21 protein-coding genes are annotated in these 26,665 nt (G+C 65.9%); 10 read left to right on the forward strand and 11 right to left on the reverse strand.

Going from position 1 to position 26,665, the window contains the following annotated elements; genetic code table 11:
• Positions 1-21 precede the first annotated feature (21 nt).
• A complete protein-coding gene (locus CH302_RS07680; RefSeq protein WP_037189329.1) occupies positions 22-954 on the reverse strand; it encodes an aldo/keto reductase in 933 nt (310 codons plus the stop codon).
• A 211-nt stretch (positions 955-1,165) separates the two neighbouring features.
• On the opposite strand from CH302_RS07680, the gene CH302_RS07690 reads away from it, so the two are divergent.
• The 5 genes from CH302_RS07690 (at position 1,166) to mshC (ending at position 5,530) form a co-directional block, all read left to right on the forward strand.
• Positions 1,166-1,996 (forward strand): undecaprenyl-diphosphate phosphatase, encoded by an 831-nt coding sequence (locus CH302_RS07690; protein ID WP_371828432.1) that lies wholly within the window; start codon positions 1,166-1,168, stop codon positions 1,994-1,996.
• A gap of 25 nt (positions 1,997-2,021) precedes the next feature.
• Positions 2,022-2,729 (forward strand): histidine phosphatase family protein, encoded by a 708-nt coding sequence (locus CH302_RS07695; RefSeq protein WP_037189326.1) that lies wholly within the window; start codon positions 2,022-2,024, stop codon positions 2,727-2,729.
• Between the two features lie 135 nt (positions 2,730-2,864).
• On the forward strand, positions 2,865-3,455 hold the full coding sequence (locus CH302_RS07700) for a DUF3090 domain-containing protein (protein ID WP_037189325.1): 591 nt from the start codon (positions 2,865-2,867) through the stop codon (positions 3,453-3,455).
• A 35-nt stretch (positions 3,456-3,490) separates the two neighbouring features.
• Positions 3,491-4,264: an SCO1664 family protein gene (locus CH302_RS07705; RefSeq protein WP_170946058.1), complete on the forward strand. Its 774-nt coding sequence runs from the start codon at positions 3,491-3,493 to the stop codon at positions 4,262-4,264.
• Positions 4,265-4,288: 24 nt separating this feature from the next.
• Positions 4,289-5,530: a cysteine--1-D-myo-inosityl 2-amino-2-deoxy-alpha-D-glucopyranoside ligase gene (gene mshC, locus CH302_RS07710; RefSeq protein ID WP_037189321.1), complete on the forward strand. Its 1,242-nt coding sequence runs from the start codon at positions 4,289-4,291 to the stop codon at positions 5,528-5,530.
• Here mshC and CH302_RS07715 read toward each other — a convergent pair.
• From CH302_RS07715 to CH302_RS07750, 8 genes are all read right to left on the reverse strand, one after another.
• Positions 5,527-6,765, reverse strand: a complete 1,239-nt coding sequence (locus CH302_RS07715) for a DUF2399 domain-containing protein (RefSeq protein WP_230596208.1) — start codon at positions 6,763-6,765, stop codon at positions 5,527-5,529. The genes mshC and CH302_RS07715 overlap by 4 nt on opposite strands.
• Positions 6,755-10,939, reverse strand: coding sequence for a TIGR02680 family protein (locus CH302_RS07720; protein WP_037189319.1), 4,185 nt, complete (start codon positions 10,937-10,939; stop codon positions 6,755-6,757). Before CH302_RS07720 ends, CH302_RS07715 begins: the two co-directional genes overlap by 11 nt.
• A gap of 4 nt (positions 10,940-10,943) precedes the next feature.
• Positions 10,944-12,377 (reverse strand): TIGR02678 family protein, encoded by a 1,434-nt coding sequence (locus CH302_RS07725; RefSeq protein ID WP_037189318.1) that lies wholly within the window; start codon positions 12,375-12,377, stop codon positions 10,944-10,946.
• The gene (locus tag CH302_RS07730; RefSeq protein WP_371828431.1) at positions 12,374-13,852 is read right to left on the reverse strand and encodes a TIGR02677 family protein; all 1,479 of its coding nucleotides are present in this window, start codon (positions 13,850-13,852) and stop codon (positions 12,374-12,376) included. Before CH302_RS07730 ends, CH302_RS07725 begins: the two co-directional genes overlap by 4 nt.
• Positions 13,853-14,010: 158 nt before the next feature.
• Positions 14,011-14,310, reverse strand: a complete 300-nt coding sequence (locus CH302_RS07735; RefSeq protein ID WP_037189314.1) for a Rieske (2Fe-2S) protein — start codon at positions 14,308-14,310, stop codon at positions 14,011-14,013.
• Positions 14,307-16,796, reverse strand: coding sequence for a nitrite reductase large subunit NirB (nirB, locus tag CH302_RS07740; RefSeq protein ID WP_037189313.1), 2,490 nt, complete (start codon positions 16,794-16,796; stop codon positions 14,307-14,309). Before nirB ends, CH302_RS07735 begins: the two co-directional genes overlap by 4 nt.
• A complete protein-coding gene (locus CH302_RS07745; RefSeq protein ID WP_037189311.1) occupies positions 16,796-17,143 on the reverse strand; it encodes a hypothetical protein in 348 nt (115 codons plus the stop codon). Before CH302_RS07745 ends, nirB begins: the two co-directional genes overlap by 1 nt.
• A gap of 100 nt (positions 17,144-17,243) precedes the next feature.
• Positions 17,244-18,146, reverse strand: coding sequence for a PAC2 family protein (locus CH302_RS07750; RefSeq protein ID WP_052047556.1), 903 nt, complete (start codon positions 18,144-18,146; stop codon positions 17,244-17,246).
• Between the two features lie 173 nt (positions 18,147-18,319).
• On the opposite strand from CH302_RS07750, the gene metH reads away from it, so the two are divergent.
• From metH to hisG, 4 genes are read left to right on the forward strand one after another with little or no spacing between them, the layout of a single operon-like run.
• On the forward strand, positions 18,320-21,889 hold the full coding sequence (gene metH / locus CH302_RS07755) for a methionine synthase (protein WP_037189309.1): 3,570 nt from the start codon (positions 18,320-18,322) through the stop codon (positions 21,887-21,889).
• Positions 21,882-22,553 carry an HAD family hydrolase gene (locus CH302_RS07760; RefSeq protein WP_037189308.1) on the forward strand — a complete coding sequence of 224 codons (672 nt, stop codon included), beginning with the start codon at positions 21,882-21,884 and terminating at the stop codon, positions 22,551-22,553. The genes metH and CH302_RS07760 overlap by 8 nt, the downstream gene beginning before the upstream one ends.
• 49 nt (positions 22,554-22,602) lie before the next feature.
• Positions 22,603-22,866, forward strand: a complete 264-nt coding sequence (locus CH302_RS07765) for a phosphoribosyl-ATP diphosphatase (protein WP_032378490.1) — start codon at positions 22,603-22,605, stop codon at positions 22,864-22,866.
• A 49-nt stretch (positions 22,867-22,915) separates the two neighbouring features.
• Positions 22,916-23,767 carry an ATP phosphoribosyltransferase gene (hisG, locus tag CH302_RS07770; RefSeq protein ID WP_037190018.1) on the forward strand — a complete coding sequence of 284 codons (852 nt, stop codon included), beginning with the start codon at positions 22,916-22,918 and terminating at the stop codon, positions 23,765-23,767.
• A 14-nt stretch (positions 23,768-23,781) separates the two neighbouring features.
• On the opposite strand, the gene CH302_RS07775 is transcribed toward hisG, so the two are convergent.
• Both CH302_RS07775 and CH302_RS07780 read right to left on the reverse strand, forming a co-directional pair.
• Positions 23,782-24,594 carry a thioesterase family protein gene (locus tag CH302_RS07775; RefSeq protein ID WP_037189307.1) on the reverse strand — a complete coding sequence of 271 codons (813 nt, stop codon included), beginning with the start codon at positions 24,592-24,594 and terminating at the stop codon, positions 23,782-23,784.
• On the reverse strand, positions 24,591-25,469 hold the full coding sequence (locus CH302_RS07780) for a RecB family exonuclease (protein ID WP_052047555.1): 879 nt from the start codon (positions 25,467-25,469) through the stop codon (positions 24,591-24,593). The genes CH302_RS07775 and CH302_RS07780 overlap by 4 nt, the downstream gene beginning before the upstream one ends.
• Positions 25,470-25,789: 320 nt before the next feature.
• On the opposite strand from CH302_RS07780, the gene CH302_RS07785 reads away from it, so the two are divergent.
• Positions 25,790-26,656, forward strand: coding sequence for a tRNA (adenine-N1)-methyltransferase (locus tag CH302_RS07785; RefSeq protein ID WP_052047554.1), 867 nt, complete (start codon positions 25,790-25,792; stop codon positions 26,654-26,656).
• Positions 26,657-26,665: the final 9 nt, after the last annotated feature.

A 26,665-nucleotide genomic window follows, 5' to 3' on the forward strand; every position in this document is an offset into this window, starting at 1 on the left:
CTGTCCGATGTTTGCGGGGGATCAGGCGCTGACGTCGTCCAGGGCCGACGCGATCGCCGGCGGCAGCTCGAGTTCCTCGGCCATCAGCGCACCCATCAGTTGCGCGAGGTCACGTGCTCCCACGATGGCGCTGCTCACTCCTGGTCGGTCCCGCGCCCATGCGAGTGCGACCACCAGGGGAGACGTGGCCAGCCCGTCGGCAGCGGTGACGGCCGCGTCGACGACGCCCACCGCGGAATCGGTCAGGTACGCGTGCACGGCCTCGGCGTGCAGCTCGTCGGCCCCGCGGGAGTCCGCGGGTACGCCGTTGCGGTATTTGCCCGTCAGGACGCCGCCCGCCAGGGGGACCGCCGCGAGGATGCCGATGCCGTGGTGGTGCGCGGCGGGAACCAGCTCGTCCTCGATTCCGCGCGCGAGCAGCGAGTACTCCGCCTGCGTGGCCACGATGTGTCCGGTACCGGCTGCGCCTGCTGCTGTCGCCAGTTGCCAGCCGAGGTAACCGCGGGCTCCGGTATAGCGGACCCGTCCGCTGGTCACGGCGTAGTCGAGCGTTGCGGCGACCTCGTCGACGGGCGTCATCGGGTCCCAGGTCGCGACCTGCCACAGGTCGAGGTAGTCGGTTCCCAGTTCGCGCAGCGTGGCGTCGAGTTGGCCGAGCAGTCCGCGCCTCGAGCAATCCACGTGATAGCGGCCGTAGCGCGAACTGAGGCCCGCTGCGCTGCTGATCACCAATTCGTGCCGCGGGACCACGTCGTCGAGCAACTCGGCGAGCACTCGCTGCGCGCGTCCGTCCCCGTATGCCGGAGACGTGTCGACGAGCGTGCCGCCTGCCTCGGCGAACGCCGACAGCTGTGCTGCGGCGTCGTCACCGTCGGTTCCGCTTCCCCATCCGAGGGTGCCGAGGCCGAGTCTCGAGACTCGAAGTCCGCTGGTGCCGACCGATCTCTGCTTCATATGTGCCGATTGTCCTTTTACGTGTGATCGTCGGTGTCGAACTGCACTGCCGCCAGTGCACAGTAGTGCGCCGCGCCGCTCGGTGCGTACGTGCCGCGCCGGGTACGGTCGTGCCCGTGAATCGCGAATTCAGGGGGCAGGCCGGCGGCCTCGCATCGACAGTGGACAGTCCATCGACGCTCATCTCGGAGGGTGGCCCCGCATGATCGACATGACGTGGCTGCAGGCGATCATCCTCGGCGCAGTCCAGGGCCTGACCGAATTCCTGCCGATCTCCTCGTCCGGGCACCTGCGCATCGTCTCCAGTGTGTTCTGGAACGAGGATGCCGGTGCCTCCTTCACCGCGGTGACCCAGCTCGGCACCGAAGCTGCAGTGCTGCTGTTCTTCTGGCGGGACATCGTCAGAATCGTCAAGGCCTGGTTCGTCGGCCTGACGAAGAAGGAAGAACGCGGTCTCGACTACCGGATGGGGTGGTACGTGATCATCGCCACCATTCCCATCGGCATTCTCGGCCTGTTGTTCAAGGATCAGATCCGAACCGGTGCCCGCAACCTGTACCTCATCGCGTTCATGCTCATCGCATTCGCCATCGTCATCGCGATCGCCGAGAAGGTCGGCCGCAAAGAACGTCCGATCGAGAAGCTGACCACCCGGGACGGCATCGTCATGGGTCTGGCGCAGTGTCTCGCCCTGATCCCCGGAGTCTCGCGTTCCGGGGCGACGACCAGCGCAGGCCTGTTTCTCGGACTCGAACGCGAAGCAGCTGTGCGATTCTCGTTCCTGCTCGCCATCCCGGCGGTCACCGCCTCCGGTCTGTTCTCGCTGCCCGACGCCTTCGAGCCAGTCGGCTCGGGGCTGGCCGCGTCGGGCCCGCAGCTGCTGGTGGCCACGATCATCGCCTTCGGCCTCGGCTACGCCTCGATCGCCTGGTTGCTGAAGTTCGTTGCGAACCACTCGCTGTACTGGTTCGTCGGATACCGCATCGTGCTGGGCGTCGTCGTGCTCGGTCTGCTGGCCGGCGGGGTTGTGTCTGCAACGTAGGTTCACCTTCATTACTCTCGATGCAATGACAGTCATCTTGCTTCGGCACGGCCGCTCGACGTCGAACACCGCAGGCACGCTCGCGGGTCGAAGCGCTGGAGTCGAGCTCGATGATCGTGGGCGCGAGCAGGCGCAGGCGGTGGCGGATCGTCTCGGCGAGCTGCCCGTGTCCGAGATCGTGCGCTCGCCGTTGCTGCGATGCGAGCAGACGGTCGAGCCGTTGGCTGCCAAGCTCGGGCTCTCGCCGGTGGTCGAGGATCGGTTGGTGGAGGTCGACTACGGGCAGTGGACCGGCCGGACGATCAAGGAGCTGCTGGCCGAGCCGCTGTGGAAGGTGGTGCAGCAGCATCCGTCGGCTGCGGTGTTCCCGGAGGGTGAGGGCTTGGCGACGGTGCAGCAGCGCGCGGTGCAGGCCGTGCGCGAGCACGACGCTCGGCTGGCCGCGCAGCACGGCCGCGACGTGTTGTGGGTGGCTTGCTCGCACGGTGACGTCATCAAGTCGGTGCTCTCGGACGCGATGGGTGCTCACCTCGATTCGTTCCAGCGCATCGTCGCCGACCCGGCATCGATCAGTGTCGTTCGCTACACCTCGACGCGGCCCTTCGTACTGCGGACCAACGACACCGGGTCCGATCTGAGTGCGTTCGTGCCGAAGGCCGAGGAGCCCAGCACGACGGAACCGGGCAACGCGGACTCGTCCGACGCGGTCGTCGGTGGTGGGGCAGGCAGCTAGAGCGCCGATTCGGCGCTGACACCCCGATCGGTGGCAGGCTGGAGGGCAAGCAATACCGTCCATGGTCGATCTGTGGCCGATAATGAAAGTTCCGAGAATTGTTTCGCGGAGCTGTTCGAGTCGTTAGGAGGTGCAATGCCGCGCGCCATACACGTTTTTCGCACCCCTGATCGTTTCGTTGCCGGGACCGTTGGGGAACCGGGCGACCGAACGTTCTTCCTCCAGGCGGTGCACGACGCCCGCGTGGTGTCGGTCGCCTTGGAGAAGCAGCAGGTCCAGGTACTCGCCGACAGGATGGGGCTGCTCCTCGAAGAAGTGCACCGCCGCTTCGGAGCCGACGTTCCGGCCGAGGAGACCGATCCGGTCGACACGAGTCCGCTGTTGACTCCGATCGACACCGAGTTCCGCGTCGGAACGATGGGACTCGGCTGGGATGCCGACGCCAACGCCGTCGTGGTGGAACTTCTCGCCGTCAGCGAAGTCGAGGTGGACGAATCGGTCGTTCTCGACGACACCGACGAGGGCCCCGATGCAGTCCGGGTGTTCCTCACTCCGGTGCAGGCCCGCGAATTCGCGGTGCGGTCCGAGCGCGTCATCGCGGCGGGCCGTGCACCGTGCCCGCTGTGCGGGCAGCCGCTGGCTCCCGAGGGACACGTCTGCATCAGAACCAACGGCTACCGCCGCGGTGCGACGTTCGGACCGGTGACCGAGGTCGACGAGTCTTGACCGTCGAACTGCCGCCGTTCGAGGGCCGCGAAACCATGGAGACCGGCGACCTGACAATCGTCGGTCGCGTGGTGTCGGCCAGCAACGCCACGCTGGTGTGCGAGGCGGGCGAAGGCGACTCGGCCGTGCGGTGCGTGTACAAACCCGTTCGCGGTGAAGTGCCGCTCTGGGACTTTCCGGACGGCACTCTCGCGGGTCGCGAAGTGGCGTCCTACGAAATCTCCGAGGCCCTGGGTTGGGGTGTCATTCCACCGACGGTCCTGCGCGACGGGCCGTTCGGCCCCGGCATGGTGCAGAAGTGGATCGACACGCCCGACGATCACGCCGAGGGACGCGTCGACCTCGTCGATATCTGCCGTCCCGATCTCGTGCCGGCGGGATGGATTCCGGTACTGCAGGCGTACGACGGCGAAGGCGAGGAGATCGCGCTCATCCACGCAGACGATCCGCGGCTGCAGCGGATGGCGGTTCTCGACGTGATCCTCAACAACGCCGATCGCAAGGGTGGCCACGCACTCGAAGGTCTCGACGGCTACGTGTACGGAGTCGATCACGGCATCTGCCTGCACGCCGAGAACAAGTTGCGCACGGTGCTGTGGGGGTGGGCTGGCCAGGCCGTGGACGATGCACTGATGACCGACGTGGTCAGGTTCGTCGAGACGTTCGACGCGGTCACCGCACCACGATTGGTCGACAAGATCACCCTGACCGAAACGGTCGCAGTGCTCGACCGAGCGCAGGAACTGATCGCCCGCCCCATCATGCCGGAGCCCCGCTCGAGCAGACCCATACCCTGGCCCGCCTTCTGATCGGGCTCGGATAGGCTCGGATACATGCATTCTTGGTCGAGCCCGGAGATCCCGACAATTCCAGGACAGGGTCCAGCGCTTCGATTGTTCGATACCGCAGACCGCCAGGTACGACCCGTCACTCCCGGTTCGACGGCTCGGATGTACGTCTGCGGAATCACCCCGTACGACGCCACCCACCTCGGGCACGCGGCGACGTACCTGACCTTCGACCTGATCTACCGACTGTGGCTGGACGCGGGCACGGACGTGCACTACGTGCAGAACGTCACCGATGTCGACGATCCGCTGTTCGAGCGCGCCGACCGTGACGGCGAGGACTGGCGCGATCTGGGAGCTCGGGAGATCGAACTCTTCCGCGCCGATATGGAAGCGCTCCGGGTACTCCCTCCGCGCGACTACATCGGCGCCGTCGAGTCCGTCGACGAGGTCGTCGAACTGGTGGAGAAGCTGGTCGCGTCCGGTGCCGCGTACGTCGTGGACGACGCCGAATACCCGGATGTGTACTTCCGTGCCGATGCCACCGAGCAGTTCGGCTACGAGTCCGGTTACGACCGCGCCACGATGGACACGTTCTTCGCCGAACGCGGCGGCGATCCCGATCGGGTCGGTAAGCGGGATCCACTCGACGCGTTGCTCTGGCGCGCGGTGCGGCCGGGTGAGCCGTCGTGGCCGTCGCCGTGGGGTCCGGGTCGGCCCGGGTGGCACATCGAATGCGCCGCCATCGCGCTCAACCGCATCGGTACCGGCTTCGACATTCAGGGCGGTGGAAGCGATCTCATCTTCCCGCACCACGAATTCTCGGCCGCACACGCCGAGGCGGCGACCGGTGATCCGCGCTTCGCCCGGCACTACGTGCACACCGGGATGATCGGGCTCGACGGCGAGAAGATGTCCAAGAGTCGCGGCAATCTGGTGTTCGTCTCCAAGCTCCGGGCCGAGAACGTCGATCCAAGCGCCGTGCGACTCGGTCTGCTCTCCGGTCACTACCGGCAGGATCGGCCCTGGTCCGACGAGGTCCTCGAACGGGCTCACACCCGGCTCGCACTGTGGCGGCGGGCTGCGGCCCTCGAGAGCGCAGCATCTGCCGACGATGTGATCAATCGGTTGCGGCAGCATCTGGCCGACGATCTGGACACCCCCAAGGCGCTCGATGCGCTCGACGCGTGGGCGAGTTTCGCCGTCGAGCGTGGCGGATCGGATGCGGGCGCACCCGGCGCCTTCGCCGATGCGGTCGACGCGTTGCTCGGAGTTCCGCTGCGTTAGTCCGCGGGTCCCAGGCGTAGGTCCGTCAGCAGATCCGGGACAAGTCGATCTTCCATGACTGCTCGGCCCGAGTCACGAAGGGCAGCAGCCAGTTCCGGGTCCCACGGACTGTCCGTCGGATGGCCCTTCAGCGGTTCGGAATTCCGTGCATCGAGCGCGTGCCGGTAGGAGTCGACGTCCATGCGCCACGGCGTCGCGTCGTATCGGGAGAGTGCTCGGGTGACCGTATGCACCCCGGCCCAGTCGAAGTCGGCACGCCAGCGGATCGCGGTGCCGGGCGCGCGGGAGGCCAGCAGCCTGTGTACCGCGGCGGAGGGCTGACCGTCGGTGCAGATCAGGCTCGCGCAGTTCGCCCCGAGAGTGCGGGCTGCGGCGGCGAGCACCGCGATGTTCTCGCAGACGAACACAGTCGACGAGCTGTTGGTGAGCGTCCCGCGCGAGAGCATGTCCACGGTCACGGGGAAGGGGATGCCCTCGTCTGCGGCATCGTTCAGCCAACGGGCCACCGAGCGGGTCTCGTCGACGCGGTAGCCGAGCACCAGCACCCGGCTGGACACCGCGTCCACCGACACACCCGCGGTCTCCCACAACGCCCTGATGCCGACCGGATCGACGGGCCGAGGGACGTTCTCGCGCAACGACAGTGCATCCAGAACAAGTTTCGGGGCACCGCCGGCCGAGAGTGCCTTGGTATCACCGCAGGCGCGTTCGGCCAGCTCGGTGAGCGACATCCCGTCCACCGGCAGCATTGCGAGGACCTTCGTTGCCACCTCGAGCGCATCGACGGCGACCCGGCCGCCGAGGGTGCCGTCCTGGTTGAGCAACGATGCGATCCAGTACTCGATCCATTCTCGGTCGGTGCCGCCGCCGAGAACCTCCCTGGCTCGATCGAGTGCATCGGCACGCACCTGAGCCTTGTCTGCGGCGATCCGTTTCTTGTCCTGCAACGGGGCCTGCGAAGTGAGGGTGTCGATCAGTCCGAGGCCGCCGTTGAGCGGATGGCTCAGCCACGCGTCGAACCGCTCGAGGTCGAGCCTGGTGCTGCGCGCCCGAGAATGCAGACTGGAGTTGGACCGAGAGATCGCGCTGCACAGACGCCACAGCTCCTGGGCGTCGCTCAGATCGACGGTGATGTTGCCGCCGACGCGAAGCCAGTTGGACTCCAACTTCTTTCGTGCCGCATCGAGCAGCGCATCCAATTCGACGCTGCCGCGCCACTCGCTGTTACCGCTCAAACTCCAGCCCACCTTCGGTTCGGGTCGGCACACGGCGCGTCAGCGGTGACCCGAGTGCGGCAGCGAGGTCGGTACCGTCGTGCTCGGCGAACAGTTCACCGTTCTCCCACACCAGAAGTGCTGCGCTGACGGTGTTCTCGGCCGTCGAATGCGCCAGGTCGTAGTGAGCGCAGCCGGGGACGTCCCCGTAGGTGATCCACAGGTCGTATCCGGTCATGAACAGATCGAGATCGAATTGCACACTCAGGCCGAGCAATTCGCTGCGTCCGTTGTCGTCGACACCGGCGAACGCCTCGTCCAGCGCAAGCAGCCGAGGTGAATGTGGATCGGCGGACGAGAGCATCACGTGCGCCGCGGCGAACAGTGGCAGGTGCAGCGACACCGACTGCTCACCGCCCGAGAGCGCACTGTGGCGTGCGACGGTGAGACGATCCTCGTTGCCGTCACCGCTGATGAGCGTGAAAGCGAACACGCGCCAACGACGGTAGTCCAGTGTCGTGGACAGGATCTCGGGGTAGGACCGTTCCGGATGTGCCGCGCGAGCGATTCTGATCTCCGACGCGAAGTGGGCTCGCATCGCGGCCAGATCGTCCTGGTTCAACGCCGAGGCGTCGCGGTCGAGCAGTTTGGACACCGCCCGGGCCCCGTCGTCGAGGTTGTCTGCGAGCACCCAGTGCACGCCGATCGTGTTGCCCGAGGACATGCGGCGCTGCTTCATCTCGGTGGACATCTGGGCGATCAGCTCGCGTGCGTCGACGGTGCGCTCGTGAATCTGCTGCGCCAGGCCGGTCAGCAATGCATCTTCGAGAATTCGGCGCTCCTGCTCGGTCAGCAGCAACTCCTGATCGGCCCTCGCCGAACCGATTCGATCGGCGAAATCTCCGACCGACGAGTAGCCCTGCTCATCCTGGACGCGGACCACGGTCAAACCGTCCGGCGCATCCCACTGCAGGCGGTAGTCCTGACCGGATGCGGCGAGTTGCGAGTCGAACTCCTGCAGCGCACTCGTCAGCGCAGTCCGGGTCGACTTCCGGCTCGAGTCACTGACTTTCACCGACGCCGTCGCTACGTCGAGTGCCGAATGCAGTGCGCGCACCACCGGTGGAAGTACCGGAACCTCGTCGTCGGGACCGTCGGCCTGCTGGACTCGGTAGAGAATCTGCTCCACGGTCAGCCAGGCGGAATCACTGGCCGGCCAGGCGTACGCCTCGTGGACGCCGAGGATGCCGAGCAGGTCCTTACGAGCGTAGGGCGCGAGCCGTACGGCGTCGCCCAGGGTTTCGGTGACGGCACCCCGCAGGCTTTCCAACGCTGTGTTGCAGGCACCTTCGGCCTTGCCGATCGCTTCGCCGGCTTCCTTGTCCGCTTTACGCGCGGCCCGCTGCTCGGCGCGGCATTTCTCGATGCGTTCGCGTGCGTTCTCGAGATCGGTGTCGATCTGTTCGGCGGTGGCACCGAGCTTCTCGCTCAGGAGCTCGAGGCGTTGCACCTGCTGCCGGTAGTTCTCGTCGGCTATCGCGGCTTCCTCGGCGAGCTCTTCGGCCAGGCCACTCGCTTCTTCGAGCCGGTTGGTTGCTTCGCGGGCGCGTTCTGTTTCACGCGTGTGATCGCCGCGCTTGCGGATCACCATCGAGCCCTGATGCTCGAAATGCCGAATCGCAGCGGCGAGGGCGTCGATGTCTCGACCGATGTGTGGGGTTCGGTGAGCAACGGCGACGGTGCGCAGCTGCTTCTCCTTCGCCGACAGGTCCGCGATCGCCTGGTCGAACTCGCGGTCGGCTGCGGCAGCACCCTCCGTGGAGGTGCGCAGCGCCCCGGCGGCGGCAGTGACGGCGCGTTGCGCTTTCACGATGGCCGAGACCCGGGGAAGTTGCTTCGCGGCCGCACTCAGTGCCTGAACCGATTCGCGGGCAGATCGCTCGTCGGCCGTTGCGGTCTCCAGCGCGGCGGTCGCGGTGTTCATCGCGGCGCCGAGCTCGGCGATGCGTTGCTCTCGCCGACGCGCCCGCGCCGTCGCGCCGATGTACTCGGCATCGGTCTTGGTGTGGCGCCCCTGCTGCACACCCTGCCAGTACCGACCGTCGACGCCTACCGAGACGGCACAGTCCGAGAATGTGCCCTGGTCCTGTTTCAATGCAACCGAATTCAGCACGTCGAGAATGCGTGATTCCGATACCGCAGTACCGGGCTCGGGTTCGAGGACGGACGCCAACGTGGTCCCGGTCGGCCTCGAGGCCTCCGGCAGCGGGGACAGATACTGCTCCGAGTTCGATTCGCCCGGGAAGTCCGCGATCGGGTGGATCCAGCCGTCGAGCAGATTCGCCGCCTGCAGCGCGGATTCGATCCCGGCCGCGTCGCCAGGGGACACCGAGTCCGCGAACCGAACCAGCTGCCACAGAGGAGCACCCGAGAGCTCGGCGCGAGAGTCGGTTCGTGCCGCGAACGGCGGCGGCGCGTCATCGTGTTCGGCCCGAACCAGGGACAGCTCGTCGCGCAGCGCGTTCAGTTCGGTAGTGCGGGTCGACACGTCGACGCGGGCCTGTGCCTGCCGGGCACGAAGCGCGTCGACCCCGTCCGCGGTCTGGTCCGACAGCACGGATTCCAGGCTCGGGGCGTCGTCGTCGCCGATGTCTGCCAACGCGGCATCGAGGGCCTCGAACGCTGCGGAGGTGATACCCGCTGAGGAGTAGAGCGCGGAATGGGTCGACCACCAGGCCCGCAGCCCCGAAGCGAACTGCGCCTTCTCCAGGTCGACGGTCGCCTCGGCTTCGGTGACCGCAGCCGACGCGGCCTCGAGCATCTCGCGAGCCTTCGAAGCGGCCTTCTCCGCACGAGCGCGTTCCGTCGACGCCTTCTCGACGGTTCCCAACGCCTCGCGAACTGCTCGCACGTCGCCGTCGCGTTCCTCGGCATGGCCACGCAGCGCGGTGCTGATCTGATCGCTGCGGGCTGTTCCCGGCAGTGGGGTCCAGACGATTCCGGCATCCTCGGCCGCAGTCTGCAGCTCCTCCTCGGCGCGGGTCACCCCGGCAATCGAATCCCGGAGGGCGGAATCGGCCCGAGCCGCTTCGGTGGTGCGCTGTTCGAGTTCTGCTCGAGCCTTGCGTGCGCGGTCGGCCTGTTGGGCGGTCGAGATCTCCAGCTTCGCAGCGGACTCGGCCAGGTCGTCCAGTTGCTGCTTGCCCTCGTACGCGCTTGAGCGCTGCAGGGTCTCGCGGTCTGCAACGGCCTGATCCAGTGCGCGTTCGGCCTCGTCGAATCGAGTTTCCGCAGCCGCTCGCTCCAGCAGACGCCGGTCCTTCAGGGCGGCGGCGGCGAAGTGCGCGGTGGTCGCATGAGTGACTGCCTCGAGCCGGCGCGAGACCTGCTCGACATCCGAACGAGTCTGCACCCGAAGGTATTTGGAATACACCGAGACGAAGTTCTTGGCGGCATGATCGGCCTGCGCCAGTCCTTCGAGCGCCCGGCCCACTTCCTCCATGTCGCTGAAGGAGCGGGCAGCTTCGAGCACCAACTGTTCGTCCAACGGGCGCAGGCCGTCGGTCAACGCCTGCGAGAGCCCCTTGGGGTCGAGGTTCTTGGCCAATTGCGGGCGGCGAAGCGTCAGAATCAGATTGATCAGCTGGTCGTAGCGCTGCGCGCCCAGTCCGAACATCCGGGCATCGATCGCGGCGCGATAGTCAACCGGGCGATCGGTCAACGCGTCGGTGCCCAGCTGTTCGCCGAGTTGCTTCTTCGTCAACGGCCGGTCGTCGGAACCCAACAACGAGAAGTCCACGCCCACTCTGCCGTCGGCCACGAAGTACCAGCGGGTCACCTTGTCGTTGTGGCGGCTCGCCCGCATACCGATGCCGACCGTCACCGATTCGGGATCGGCGCGTGAACCGCGGCCGAACTCCATCCACACGTACGAGTGCGCGCTTTCCTGCCCTCGATAGAGCAGGTTGGATTTCATCGTCCGCTCCTCTCCGGCAAACGGATTGAGCCGGCGCGGTTCGATACGACCGTCGAGGACGAACGGGAACAACACTTCGAGCGCTTTGGTCTTGCCCGATCCGTTGGGACCACGCAACACCAGCCGACCGTCGGCGAAGGAGAACTCCTGATCGCGGTAGTCCCAGAGGTTGACGATCCCTGCTCGCGTCGGCCGGAAACGTGTCGAGTGTGTGGTCATCTACTCAAGCCTCTACTTCGGATGGATCGGTGCTGTCGGCCTGGTCTGTACTGGGGGCCTGTTCGGTGCCGAAAAGCGAGTCCTGCGGGGTCCGATCGCGCACACTCACCATCACGTCTCGGTAGCGCGCGATCACCGGCAGCACCAGCACGCCGCCGGACACGCTGTGTATCAATCGAAGTCGGTGCAACAGCGCAATCGCCCGCAGCCGCAGGCCGTCCCGATCGGTTTGCCACTGAGCAGCGAAGGTGCGGCCGAAGCGTTCGACGAGATCATCGACGACCGTTGTCAGCCAACTGTCCTCGATCAGCGGATACCGCGTCGCGCCGTCCGCATTCTCGGCTGTCGGGGAATCGGAACCGAACCCGAACTCGGCAAGATCGCCGAATACTCCGCCGTCGGGAATCGCGTCGTCCAACTGCTCGATCAGGGCGTCACCGTCGGGAAGGGGGTAGGTCGCCAGCGCGGGTGCATCCGGATCGATCACTCGGTCCGAGATCTCGCCCGCGATCAACAATGCGACCTGGGCAATGGTTCCGGTGCTGGGGAATCGGTAGTCCGAGAGACGTCCCGAGGTATCGATGAGCGCCACTCCCTCGGCGCGCCGCTCGGCAACGAGGCCGGTGAGCAACTCGACATCGGCAACGGTGCGCGACGCGGCCAGGGCGGTACGGCCGTCCGAGTCGAGATCGTCGAGATAGACGACCGGTTGCTCGACCAACGCCCGGCGTACCGCACGCAGCGTTTCCTTCGGGTCTGCCTCACGTCCGGAATCGGTGTGTGCCGAATCGGAATCCTCGGGATCGATCGGGGCGTCCGAGCCGGCCAACAAACCGCGAATCGATCGCAGATGCTGGACGGCGCGAGGCGGCCTGAACAGGGCGACGACAACGGGTCGGTCGATGTCGTAGAGCGCCTCGCCTGCGGACGGGTTGTTCGCCCAGCCGGTTGCGTCACCGTCGGCCAACGCGATGGCCCCGCGGGTCGCCAACCAGCCGATCGCGTCGACGAACGCGTCTCGGTCGCTCGCCCGGTCGGTCGTCAGCTCCACGCCGTCGACCTGACTCGCCTCTGCCGCAACATGATCGGCGAGTTCGGACAGAGTGATCTGGTTGCCCGCCCGGCCGAGTGCAGCCAGTGCCAGCGCCAGGTACGCGTACCTGCGGCGGTCGAAGATTCGGTCGGTGGACGTCCGCGCGGGTTGACTGTCGTCGAGTGCGTCGATCACCGGGAAGAGTCGGGCCGTGGTCTCGGTGACCTCGAGGCGATACCCGAACAGTTCGAGCAGGTCCTCGCGCAACTCGGTGGCCCATCTACGCAGCAGTGGCAGCGCGATCCGATCGGGATACGTCGTGGTCACCAGGTGATTCGACAGCGCGACCCGGGCGGCCCGCTGGTAGGAATCCAGTGCGAGGGTGGAGATCTCGCGAGCTCTCATCGGCGTGCCACCTCGCTGACGTCGAGCGCGAGGCGATCCAGATGCAGCCGGCCTCTGCTGGTCCGCACGATCGTCGAACGGTCGCTGTCGCTGAGCGTCAGGCGCACGCCGCTGTCCGATCCGGACGAGTCGGAGGTGCGTCCGCTCACGCGCACCCGCGCCGTGAGTGCAGCGTTCAGCAGGCTCAACAGCACCTCGGTTTCCTGCTCGTCGAGAATTCGGTCGTGGATTCCGGCCGAGGCAAGCGATTGTGCTGCGGCACTGCGTGATCGCTGCGACTCGAGTTGTTGCTCCCGAAGCCGTCTGATGCCGCCGTCGTTGCGCTGCACCCGTCCCGGAACACCGGGGGTCGGAGTGCGTCCGGTCTCGGCGAGGGTGCGTGAGATCTCGACCGGTGGTGCCTCCCACCACGATCGGGAATTCGGGATGATGTCGGCGTCGGGATGCACCATCGACAGATGCCGTGGTTTGCCGAGGCCGAACACGGCATGGAACAGGGCGTGCGCGCTGTCTTCGGTCGGTGCGGCAGCGAACCAACCGGCGAGGTGGCGCAATTGGCTTTCGCGACTGACTCCGCCCTTGCGGGTTTCGGTCACCCGACGCAGCAGCGACAGTACGGCAGCGATCGCGCTCATCGTGCCCTCGCGGAGTCGTTCGGACTCGCTGAGTTCGGACTCGGCCGAGACGAACCAGTGTGAGAGGCCGGCCCAGCGGTCGGTCCAGTCGGCGCGGCGTTCGGCGACGGTGAGAAAGACTCGTTCGTCGCTGATCGCGGCGCGCTCGACGAGCTCCTCGATACCGGTGCTCTCGACGAGTGCTATCGCCTCGGCGAGCTTCGGTGCGTAGCGGGTCAGATCGGAGCTGAATTCACGCATGTGCGTCAGCAGGGCGTCCTTGTGGACCAGAAACGACTCCGGCGTGATCTCGGTGGTGCGCACGAGATCGCCGAGCACCAGATAGAAGTGGGCGGCACGGGTCGCCATCTCCGACAGTGTCGAATCGAGTCGGCTGAGCTTGCGGTAGATGCGATCGCCGTCGGCCAGACGGTTCGCCTCGGCCAGCTCGTGCATGTCGGCCAGCAGCTCGGGCAGCACCAGCCGCGACAGCGCGGCGTCGTCCAGGCGGGCCCCGAGCACGTCCTCGACCGCACGGTAGGCCTTGTAGCCTGCTTGGCCGAACTGGTAGACGAAGTGACGGTTGCGGTACTCGGCGAGAGTTGCGGCGCGGGTGCCGTCGTAGCTGCGTTCGAGCAGGCCCCAGGCGTGGAGCTGATCGAGGAGAGGCGCGATGTCGAGGGTGGTCGGTGCTTCGTGGCGCCGCCCGGAGCTGCGCGCGATCAGGTCGGCCACGTCTCCGGAGTGCAGCAGGACGACGTAGTTGGCTCGTGCAGTGTCGAATGCGCGGAGAACAGCCAGGTACTCGGATCGTTTCTCGGCAACGGCGAACGAGAAGAGACCGAGGCGATCTTCCTCCACGAACGCATTCACGACTCCCTGCCGCGCGTCCTCACCTGATTCGCTCACTGGAACAGGGTAGGGGGTAGGAGTGGAGCCTGCGGAATGACCCTGGTGGGAGCAGTGGAGCCTGCGGAACGACCCTTGGGGTAGGTGCCCCAGTCGTTGAACCGTGCCGGTTACAGCTCCACGGTCACTTTTCCGTTCACCACTGCGGCGGGGTAGGTGCGCACCGAATCGATGCCGCTGGGGCAGGTGCCGTCGTCGAGCGAGAACGTGTACTGGTGCAGTGGACACACGACGATGGATCCGTCGATCTGACCGTCGGCCAGCGGCCCGCCCTTGTGCGGGCACACGGCGTCCATCGCCCGCACCGAGCCGTCGCTGAGCAGGAACACAGCGACTTGCTTGCCGTCCACCACGTAGGCCCGTCCCTCGCCGGGTGTCAGGTCCTCCAGCGCACCCACCGGCACGCTCATCGGACCGGCACCTGTGGCAGCGGAAGCAGTGGCAGCGACGGGGTGAACTGGGCGGCCGATTTGGGTGCCGCGCGATCCTGCCATGGGTCGATGTACCCGTCCACCGATGCCTGCATCCGCTCGTCGAGTCCGGCCACGATGCCGTCGCGGTCGTCGATCAACACGCTCTGCAGTTCCTCCAGGCCGAGGCGTGGCACCCACGCGTACGTTCGCTCGAGCCACTGGGCGTTCTCGCGGTAATGCTGGATGAACCTGCCTGCCACGGCCAGAACCTCCTCGGCTCCCGTCACGGTGGCCAGTAGATCGCCCTTGCGAATGTGCGCACCGGCCGCGCCGCCCACGTAGATCTCCCACTTGTCCTCGCCGACCGAGACCACGCCGAAGTCCTTGCACAGTGCCTCCGAGCAGTTGCGCGGGCAGCCCGCGACCGCGAGCTTCAACTTCGCCGGAGTCTCCAAGCCCTGGAATCGCTCCTCGAGGGCGATGCCCAGTGCCGTCGAGTCGCCGAGACCGAAACGGCAGAAATCGCTGCCCACGCAGGTCTTCACCGTGCGCATGCTCTTGCCGTACGCGAAGCCCGAGGGCATGTCCAGATCTCCCCACACTTTCGGCAGGTCTTCCTTCTTGATGCCGAGGAGGTCGATCCGTTGGCCGCCGGTGACCTTGACCAGCGGTACGTGGTACTTGTCTGCGACGTCGGCGATCTTGCGCAACTGATCCGGGGTGGTGACGCCGCCCTTCATCTGCGGCACCACCGAGAACGTGCCGTCGCGCTGGATGTTGGCGTGGACGCGGTCGTTGATGAACAACGCCCCGCGCTCGTCCACCCAGTCCGGGCCCCACACCGTCCGCAGCAACGACGCCAACGGCATCTTGGCTGCGGCGTCCTCCGCTCCGCCGGTCGCCAACGCCGCGAACACCGCCGACACCGCGCGAAGATCCTGCGCTCGAACGGCCTCGATCAGTTCCGGCTTGGTCATGGGGATGCAGGGGACGTACCAGTCCGCTGTGGGATCGGCCTCGACGGCACCGCCCGCTGCGCAGGCGATGATGTCCTTGACCAGACCCTTGCACGATCCGCACCCCTTGCCCGCCCGGGTCTTCGCGGTCACGTCGCCGAGGTTCTTCGCGCCCGCGTGTACGCAGGCCACGATGGCACCCTTCGTCACGCCGTTGCAGTTGCACACCTGGACGTCGTCGGCCAATTCGGCGGCTCCTGTTGCCGCAGAGGGCGTTCCCATGTCGAAGAGCATGCTGATGCGCTCGTCGGGTAGCGGCACTTTCTCGTCGAACGCCTGGGTCAGGAAGTTGGCCTTGGAGATGTCGCCCAGCAGGGTGGCGCCGACGAGTTTGTTGCCCCGCACGATCACCGATTTGTACGTACCGCTGCGTGGCTCGTAGAACTGGACGAACTCGTCGTCGTCACGTTCGGGGGAGGTGATCCCCATCGACGCGACGTCGACACCGGCCACCTTGAGCTTGGTGGTCAAACGCGAACCATGGTATGCCGCAGTGGGATCGGCTCCGGTGAGTACGTCGGCCAACACGACGGCCTGCTCCCACAGCGGTGCGACGAGACCGTAGACCTCGCCTCGATGCTGACAGCATTCACCGACGGCATAGATGGAACCCTCGTCCTCGCACCGCAATTGGTCGTCGACGACGATTCCGCGTTCGATGACCAACCCGCCCGCGCGAGCGAAGTCGACGCTGGGACGAATGCCTGCGGTGACCACGACCATGTCTGCGGCGAGCGAGGTGCCGTCGTTGAACCCCACACCGGTCACGACGCCGTCCTCGGAGCGCAACACCGAGGTGGTCCGCTTCGAGGTGTGCACGCCGACGCCGAGTGACTCGATCTTGCTGCGCAGCACCCGTCCACCGCGTTCGTCGAGCTGCTGGTTCATCAGGTGACCGGGGGAGTGCACCACGTTCACCTCGAGGCCCTGGGTGCGCAAACCGTAGGCGGCTTCGAGCCCGAGCAGACCGCCGCCGATGACGACGGCCGAGACGTCGTCGCGTGACTGCGCCATCTGCAGCATGCCGTTGGTGTCGGCGATGGTGCGGAAGCCGAAGACGCCGCGCGCCAGCCTGCCGTCCGACTCACGCAGGCCGTCCATGTTGGGGAAGAAGGTGTTACTGCCGGTGGCGATGATCAGCACGTCGTAGTCGACGGACCGACCGCTCTCGCAGACGACGGTCTTGGAGAAGCGGTCGAGTGAGATCGCGCGGTCCCCGGCGTGCAGTGTGACGCCGTTCTCGCTGTACCAGCTCATCGGATTGAGGATCAGATCCTCGTCGTCGACGGTGGCCTCGCCGGACAGCACGTGCGAGAGCATGATTCGGTTGTAGTTGCCGTACGGCTCGTCGCCGATCATGGTGATCTCGAACAGCGCACTGCCGTCGCGTTTGATGATCTCCTCGACCGCCCTGGCACCGGCCATCCCGTTGCCGACCACCAGCAGTCTCTGCTTACCCTCGGTCATCAGATCAGCACCAGACCGAAATCGACGACGACCTCTCCGCTGGTTCCGGCAGGGGCGGCGACGACCAGTTCCAGCACCGTGTCCGGATCCACGTCCTCCACCACCCGCAGCGGAATGTTCACTCCGTCCTTGGCACCCATCGGGAACATGCGCATCGGGCTGCCGTCGCGCAGCAAGGTCACGACCACCAGCTCGTCGCTGGAATTTCCGCCGCGAAAGTACAGCGGCTGAGCCGTCGCACCCTCGGGGACGACGAAGCTGAGGCTTGGATCGATCAGCTCGGGCTTGTCCAGACCGTGCCCGGTGAAGGAGAAGATGCCCTGCAGGAATCGCGGTGTGCTGGCCATACCCACGAGGTTGCGGGGTCGGGGTGACGTCACCGCTGCGGTGACGTTACGTCGGGATCAGAAAGACCTCACCGGCTCCCGGTCCCTCGTGTGCGGTCGGTCAGAGCCCGAAGTTGCCCGGACCGCGGCGCCTCAGGTACTTCTCGAACTCGGCCGCGATGGCGTCGCCGTCGATCTTGGCGATTGCATCGGACATGTCCACCTCGGCGTCGCCCCGCTCTTCGAGGCTGCGCACGTACTCGCTGATCTCCTCGTCTTCCTTTGTCATCTCGGTCACCGCCTCTTCCCATTCCTCGGCCTGGGTTGGCAGTTCGCCGAGCGGTACCTCGATGTCGAGCACGTCCTCGACCCTCTGCAGCAGCGCCACGGTGGCCTTGGGGTTGGGCGGCTGAGAGACGTAGTGCGGAACAGCAGCCCAGAAGGAGACCGCCGGCACCCCGGCCTTGACGCACTCGTCCTGCAGCACACCGGTGATCCCGGTCGGTCCCTCGTAGCGGGTCTGTTCGAGGTTGAACTGTTCTGCCGACTCCGTGCTGTAGGCGGTGCCGGTCACCGGAACTGGCCTGGTGTGCGGAGTGTCGGCCAGCAGCGCTCCCAGGATCACCACGGTCTCGACGCCGAGCTGTTCGACGAATTCGAGCAGGTCGTCGCAGAAACTGCGCCAGCGCATGTTCGGCTCGATACCGCGCAGCAGCACCACATCGCGCGAGCTGCCGGGAGGCGAGCACACCGACAGTCGAGTCGACGGCCACTCGATCTCGCGAGTGACACCGTCCACCTGGCGGACCGTCGGGCGGTTGACCTGGTAGTCGTAGTAGTCCTCGGAGTCCAGTTCGGCCAGCGGGCTGGCGTCCCAGATCAGTTCCAGATGTTCGATCGCGCCGCTGGCGGCATCGCCTGCGTCGTTCCAGCCCTCGAAGGCAGCCACCAGGATCGGGGAGCGCAACTCGGGAATGTCGTCGTCGAGATCGTCGAGATCGTCGATGTCTGTGGCGTTGGCCACAGCGTCGTGGACGGCCTCGATCAATGCGGCATCCAGAGGCACATCCGATCCGGAACCTGAAATGTCCGTATTTTGGGTTCCGTCGTCGATCGGGGACTGGTCATCGAGGTTTCGGGGACTCACCACGACAGCCTACGACCCGACGTGACTTCGGTGCCCACTACTCTGTAGTGATGCCCGCTCAACACAAGCCCAGTCTGCTCGATGCGATTTCACGTCGCGTTGTCATCGGCGACGGTGCGATGGGCACGATGCTCCAGGACGCCGACCTGACTCTCGACGACTTCATCGGTCTCGAGGGCTGCAACGAAATCCTCAACGACACCAGGCCCGACGTCCTGCGCGAGATCCACCGCGAGTACTTCGCGGCCGGCGCGGATGCCGTGGAAACCAATACGTTCGGGTGCAACCTGCCCAACCTGGCCGATTACGACATCGAGGACCGGATCCGCGAGCTTGCGGAGAAGGGCACCCGGCTGGCCCGTGAGGCCGCCGACGAGATGGGTCCGGGCCGCGACGGGATGGACCGTTACGTGCTGGGCTCGATGGGGCCGGGCACCAAGCTGCCCACTCTCGGTCACGCGCCCTTCGCCCGACTGCGTGACGCTTACACCGAAGCCGCACTCGGCATGATCGACGGCGGTGCCGACGCCATCCTGGTCGAGACCTGCCAGGATCTGCTGCAGGTCAAGGCCGCGATCATCGGCAGTCAGCATGCGATGGACAAGCTCGGTGTCCGCATCCCGATCATCACCCACGTCACCGTCGAGACGACGGGCGCGATGCTCGTCGGCAGCGAGATCGGTGCTGCACTGACGGCACTCGAACCCCTCGGTATCGACATGATCGGGCTCAACTGTGCGACCGGCCCGGCCGAGATGAGCGAGCACCTGCGCCATCTGTCCAAGCATTCGCGTCTTCCGGTGTCGGTGATGCCCAACGCGGGTCTGCCCACTCTGGGCGCAAAAGGTGCCGAGTACCCCCTGACCGCCCCCGAACTGGCCGCGGCCCTGAGCGGTTTCGTCAGCGAGTACGGGTTGGCTCTCGTCGGTGGCTGCTGTGGCACCACGCCCGAGCACATCCGCCAGGTTGCCGACATGGTCCACGGGGCAACGAAACTCGAACGTCGGCCTGCGCCCGAGCCGGGCGTCTCCTCGCTCTACTCCGCCGTTCCGTTCGAGCAGGATGCCAGCATTCTGATGATCGGTGAGCGCACCAACTCCAACGGATCCAAGGCATTTCGCGACGCGATGCTCGCCGAGGATTACGAGAAGTGCCTCGACATCGCCAAGGATCAGACACGCGACGGCGCGCACATGCTCGATCTCAACGTCGACTACGTCGGTCGCGACGGTGCCGCCGACATGGCTGCGTTGGCCAGCCGCCTGGCGACGGCGTCGACCCTGCCGATCATGCTCGACTCCACCGAACCTGCCGTTCTCGAAGCAGGTTTGGAGCACCTCGGTGGCCGCAGCGCGGTCAACTCGGTCAACTACGAGGACGGCGACGGGCCGGACTCGCGATTCCAGAAGATCATGCGTCTGGTCAAGGAGCACGGTGCCGCTGTCGTTGCTCTGACCATCGACGAAGAGGGACAGGCACGTACGGCCGAGTGGAAGGTGCGTGTCGCGGACCGGTTGATCACCGACATCACCGAGAACTGGGGCCTGCGCCACGAGGACATCATCGTCGACACCCTCACCTTCCCGATCTCGACGGGCCAGGAAGAGGTGCGACGCGACGGCATCGAGACCATCGAGGCCATCCGGCAGCTCAAGGAGAAGTACCCGAAGGTGCACACCACCCTCGGGCTGTCGAACATCTCGTTCGGCCTCAATCCCGCTGCGCGCCAGGTGCTGAACTCGGTGTTCCTGCACGAATGCACGCAGGCCGGCCTCGACACCGCCATCGTGCACGCGTCGAAGATCCTGCCGATGAACAAGATTCCCGATGAGCAGCGCGAGACGGCCCTCGATCTGGTGTACGACCGTCGTGCCGAGGGCTACGACCCGCTGCAGAAGCTCATGCAGCTCTTCGAGGGTGTCTCCGCGGCGTCGGCGCGCGAATCCCGCGCCGAGGAGCTCGGCCGACTGCCGCTGTTCGAGCGACTCGAACGACGCATCGTCGACGGTGAACGCAACGGCCTCGACGCCGATCTCGACACCGCGATGACCGAGAAGCCACCGCTGGAGATCATCAACGAGACCTTGCTCTCGGGGATGAAGACCGTGGGTGAACTGTTCGGCTCCGGCCAGATGCAGCTGCCGTTCGTGCTCGCCTCGGCCGAGGTGATGAAAGCTGCTGTTGCGTATCTCGAGCCGCACATGGAGGCGACCGACGACGACGGCAAGGGCCGCATCGTGCTCGGTACCGTCAAGGGCGATGTACACGACATCGGCAAGAACCTCGTCGACATCATCCTGAGCAACAACGGCTACGAGGTGGTCAATCTCGGTATCAAGCAACCGATTTCGACCATTCTGGAGGCCGCGATCGACAAGCGCGCCGACGTGATCGGCATGTCCGGGCTGCTGGTGAAATCCACCGTGGTCATGAAGGACAACCTGATCGAACTCAACTCGAAGGGTGTCGCCGAGCAATTCCCCGTTCTGCTGGGCGGAGCGGCGCTGACGCGGTCGTATGTCGAGAACGATCTGCAGGACGTCTACGAGGGCGACGTGCACTATGCACGTGATGCGTTCGAGGGCCTTCGGTTGATGGACACCATCATGACCACCAAGCGTGGCGGCGGACCGGCCCCGGACAGCCCCGAGGCACTCGCCGCGAAGGCCAAGACGGCCGAGCGCAAGGAACGCCACGAGCGCTCCAAGCGCATCGCCGAGAAGCGCAAGGCCGCCGAAGCACCGGTGGTCGTGCCCGAGCGATCCGATGTCGCTGCCGACATCGACATCCCGGTGCCGCCGTTCTGGGGCACGCGCATCGTCAAGGGCGTGTCACTGTCGGAGTACTCGGGGCTACTCGACGAGCGGGCCCTGTTCCTGGGACAGTGGGGTCTGCGCGGTGCCCGCAAGGGCGAAGGTGCCACGTACGAGGATCTGGTGGAATCGGAAGGCAAACCGCGCCTGCGGTATTGGCTGGATCGCCTGAGCACCGACGGCATCCTCGCGCACGCGGCGCTGGTGTACGGGTACTTCCCGGCGGTCTCGGAGGGTGACGACGTCGTCGTACTCACCGAACCCGAACCCGATGCGCCCGAACGCTTTCGGTTCACGTTCCCGCGGCAGCACCGCGACCGCTTCCTCTGCATCGCGGACTTCGTTCGATCGCGTTCGGCTGCACGGGAATCGGGCAAGGTCGATGTTCTGCCGATGAACCTGGTGACGATGGGCCAGCCCATCGCGGACTTCGCCAACGAGCTGTTCGCCGCCGACTCGTACCGTGACTACCTCGAGGTCCACGGAATCGGCGTCCAGCTCACCGAAGCCTTGGCCGAGTACTGGCATCGCCGGGTACGCGAGGAGCTGAAGCTGTCCGACGGCAATTCCGTTGCCTCGGAGGATCCCACCGAGGCCGAGGGCTTCTTCAAACTCGAATATCGGGGTGCTCGTTACTCGTTCGGCTACGGCGCGTGCCCGGATCTCGAGGACCGCATCAAGCTCGCCGCTCTTCTCGAACCCGAGCGCATCGGCGTGAAGCTGTCCGAGGAACTGCAGCTACATCCCGAACAGTCGACCGATGCGTTCGTACTTCATCACCCGGAGGCCAAGTACTTCAATGTCTAGCGCAACTCACCTGCACGGTGTCCTGTGGGACATGGACGGCACACTGCTCGACTCGGAGAAGATCTGGGACGTCGCCATCGGTGAGTACTCCCGCACCCTGGGAACGGAACTCAGCGCGGAGGTGCGCGAAAGCACCCTCGGCAACTCGATGTGGGATGCCCTGCGCAAGGTATTGGCGAATGCCGCGGTCGAGGTCACCGACGAGCACCTGATCCAGGGCCGCGAGTGGCTGACCACGCGAGTCGGGGATCTCTTCGCCGAGGGGATTCCCTGGCGCCCCGGCGCCAAGGACGCTCTCGCTCTCGTGCGCGAGATGGGTCTGTCCACGGGGCTGGTCACCAACACCGAGCGGGGTCTGGTCGAGCGGGCTCTGGACACCTTGGGGCGCGAGTACTTCGACATCACGGTCACCGGCGACGAGGTCGAGGCAGGCAAGCCGCATCCGGCGCCCTACCTACGTGGTGCTGCACTGCTGGGACTGGATGCCGGCTCGTGCCTTGCGGTCGAGGATTCACCCACCGGGTCGTTGTCGGCGCACAGTGCCGGCTGCCCGGTGCTGGTGGTTCCGTCCGAAATCGCAGTGCAGGCCGCACCGGGATACACGATTCGCGACGGTCTCGTCGGACTGACCGCGGACGACGTCAGACGGGCATGGTCGTCCTGATCTCGACCGATTCGCACCCCTGATCGACGACGTGAAAGAATATGCAGCCGTGAAGACTTTCGATTCCCTGTTCGCCGAGCTCACCGACCGCGCGAAGACCCGTCCCGAGGGCTCGGGCACTGTCGCAGCGTTGGACGCCGGAGTTCATTTCCAGGGCAAGAAGGTCCTCGAAGAAGCTGGTGAAGTGTGGATCGCGGCCGAGCACGAAAGCGACGAGGCGCTCGCCGAGGAGATCTCGCAGCTTCTGTACTGGGTTCAGGTGATGATGGTGGGCAGAGGCATCGAGCTCGAGGACGTCTACCGACATCTGTGAGGCAAAGGTCCGCACCCCTCCTACGAATTCACCGATGAAGGAAAACTCCATGCTGCGCGTAGCCGTACCCAACAAGGGCGCACTGTCCGAGTCCGCCGCCGAGATTCTCAGCGAAGCCGGCTACCGACGCCGAAGCGACTCGAAGGACCTGACGGTTCTCGATCCGGCCAACGGCGTCGAGTTCTTCTTTCTCCGCCCCAAGGACATCGCAATCTACGTCGGATCCGGCCAGCTGGATCTGGGCATCACCGGACGCGACCTGGCGCTGGATTCCGGTGCCGCGGTCGAGGAGCGGCTGGCACTCGGATTCGGTCGTTCGACCTTCCGCTACGCCGCGCCGGCGGGCAAGGAGTGGGCACCCGAGGACCTGGGCGGACTGCGCATCGCGACGTCCTATCCCAACCTGGTTCGTAAGGATCTGGCCGCCCGAGGACTCGAGGCAACCGTCATTCGCCTCGACGGCGCAGTCGAGATCTCCATCCAGCTCGGGGTTGCCGACGCGATCGCCGACGTCGTGGAGTCGGGACGATCGCTGCGTCAGAACAACCTCGTCGCCTTCGGTGAATCTCTCTGCGATTCGGAGGGCGTGCTGATCGAACGAGCAGGCACCCCGGGCACCGACTCCGCACGCAAGCAACTGATCGCCCGCGTACAGGGCGTCGTCTTCGCGCAGCAGTATCTGATGCTCGATTACGACTGCCCCAAGTCGATCCTCGACGAGGCAGTCAAGATCACTCCTGGAATCGAGTCGCCGACTTTGGCACCGATGGTCGACGACAACTGGGTTGCCGTGCGCGCCATGGTGTCTCGTAAGGTGCACAACAACGTGATGGATCAGCTCGCCGAGCTCGGTGCCAAAGCCATCCTCGCCTCCGACATCAGGTCCTGCCGCGCCTTCTAGATCCGATACGGCCGTCAGCTCCGACGCCGAACCAACACTGTCTGAGCGATACGACCGACCGGTCCCAGCTCGTCACTGAGTGTGCCCGCACACATGGCGATACCGTCGGGCCCGGTGGAGGTCTCGGCCGACACCCCGATCCATTCGCCCTGCGGCACTCGGAACACGTGCACGGTCAGGTCGGTGTTCAAGAACGTCCACTCGTCGATCGGGAGCTTCGCTCCGATTCCGTTGGCGATGTCCGCGATCGAGAAGAGCCTTTCGAGGGGCGTCATCGATTCACCCTGCACGAGAACAGGTGTGGGCCTGGCCCAGATCTCGCCCGGCCCATCCGCACCGAGCCCGGTGAGCATCTTGAACTCGACGGCGTCGAGATAGCCCGACGACCAGGTGCCACCGAAGGCGTAGTCGACACCGTCGCTCACCGGTCGCATCACCGGATCGCCCGAGTGTGCAACGTCGTCGGTCGGTACGGTGCGCATGCGCCATGCGCTGCCGCGGGCCACCGCGCGCGCAGTTCCCGAGGCGCCTTCCGCCCAGAGCTCCGCGACGACGAGTTCGATATTGGCACCGGGTCGCTCCGTCCATGCCCGGATCTCGATGTCCCCGACAGGAATCGGCCCGAGAATGTCGACGGCCACGCGACTGATACGGGTGTCCTCCCTGGCGTCCACTCGCTCGAGCGCACGGACCAACAGGGCCGACGGTGGAGCGCCGTGCTGCATCGTCGGTGCCCACAGGCTGACGGTGTGCTCGGTGGCGGTGACCCTCTCGTGGCCTTCTCTGCCGACCCCGGCGGGAACGAAGAAGGCATTCGGAACCGTCACAGCTCGGCACCCGTCGGTTCGGCAGCGGCCGTGGGCCAACCCGGATAAGCCGGGGGAGTACCGCCGAACTCCGGACACAGCGCCTGGTGGTCGCACCACTTGCACAGTGCGCCTTTCTTGGCGCGGAAGTCACCGGTCTCACCCGCCGCCAGAATCGCCTTCCAGATCGCGGACAGCATGCGCTCGAACCTTCGCAGTTCACCCTCGTCGGGGGTGTAGGTCAGCTCCTGCTTGTCGGAGAGATACATCAACTTCAGTTGCGCTGGAACGACTCCACGCATCCGCATGATCATCAGGGCATAGAACTTCATCTGGAACAGCGCCTTGGACTCGGTGAACTCCCGTGGAGCCCGGCCCGTCTTGTAGTCGACGACGCGGATCATCCCGTTCGGTGCCACGTCGATCCGATCGATGAATCCGCGCAGCGGCGTACCGTCGTCGAGCACGACCTCCACTCGTTGTTCACAGGACTCGGGCTCGAACCGAGTGGGGTCTTCGAGTTCGTAATAGCCGGCGACCAGCGCACGAGCCCGGTCGAGAAACGCCGGTCGTTCGTCCACCGGGACCAGAGTCTCTATGTCGGGTGACCGAGCGACCACTCGCTCCCAGGCCGGATCGACGAGCTCTCGCGCAGTGGTCGGCACACGATCCTGTGCTGGCAACGCGTACAGGGCCTCCAATGCGGCATGCACCACAGTTCCCTTCACCTGAGCTTCGGTGGAGACCTCGGGAATTCGGTCGACGGCACGGAGGCGATAGAGGAGTGGGCACTGCTTGAAATCACCTGCGCGCGAAGGCGACAACGCCGGCGTACTACGAGAACCGGTCGTCGACGGCGACGCGTGCGCAGTGTCGCCGAGATCGAGTAGAGGCAAGTCGATGGGCGTCGACACGGAAATACTCACGTCTGCGAGACTATGCCGTTGGTCCGACATCTTCGGTCAAGGCCGTAGTCTGGCACGTCGAGTCGTCCCAGGTGTCGGACCGAACAGGTCGGGCGTCCAACAGAGCAACGAAAGCAGGTTCCGCTGTGCCGTCCGGTGATGCTGTGTCCTTCGGTGATTCCGCGTCCGCGTCTACCGACGGGTCCGAGGTCGACGCGATCGTCGATGCCCCGGTCATCGGTGCGGACGAAGTGGTCACCGCGAGTGTCGACGAAATCGAACTCGACGAAGCTTCGACGGCCGACGACGGCATCCCGGTCGAGCCGGTTCCGACCGGACCCGCCCGCAGCGGACCGTTCCGCGTCGGAGATCGAGTCCAGCTGACCGACGGGAAGGGCCGCCATTACACGGTGGTTCTCGAGGCGGGCAAGGAGTTCCACACCCATCGGGGCGGAATCACCCACGACAAACTTCTCGGTGCCGACGAGGGCAGCGTCGTCACGTCGGTCAACGGCACCCCTTACCTCGCGCTGCGGCCGCTGCTGACCGACTACGTGCTGTCGATGCCGCGTGGCGCGCAGGTCATCTACCCCAAGGACGCAGCCCAGATCGTGCACGAGGGTGACATGTTCCCCGGGGCGCGCGTGCTCGAGGCCGGTGCCGGATCCGGCGCTCTGACGTGCTCGCTGCTGCGTGCCGTCGGCACGGCAGGCACGGTCATCTCCTACGAGATCCGCCAGGACCATGCCGACTACGCGATCAAGAACGTCGAGACCTTCTTCGGCGAGCGGCCGTCCAACTGGCACCTGACGGTGGCCGACGTGGATCAGTTCGGTGTCGACCGTCCCGGTGAGCAGGTCGATCGGGTCGTCCTCGACATGCTCGCGCCCTGGGACGCATTGCCCGCCGTGTCGAAAGCTCTCGTTCCGGGCGGCGTGCTGCTCGTCTACGTCGCCACGGTGACGCAGTTGTCCAAGGTCGTCGAAGCCCTTCGGGCGCAGGAGTGCTGGACCGAACCCCGTTCGTGGGAGTCGATGGTGCGGGGGTGGCACGTCGTCGGACTGGCGGTTCGTCCCGAGCATCGGATGCAGGGGCACACGGCATTCCTCGTCAGTGTCCGACGCCTCGCCGAGGGCACCGTCACGCCGAAGCCGCAGCGTCGATCCGGCAAGGGCTGACGACAAGAG

The organism is Rhodococcus sp. 15-2388-1-1a, assembly GCF_002259145.1.
GTDB lineage: Bacteria > Actinomycetota > Actinomycetes > Mycobacteriales > Mycobacteriaceae > Rhodococcoides.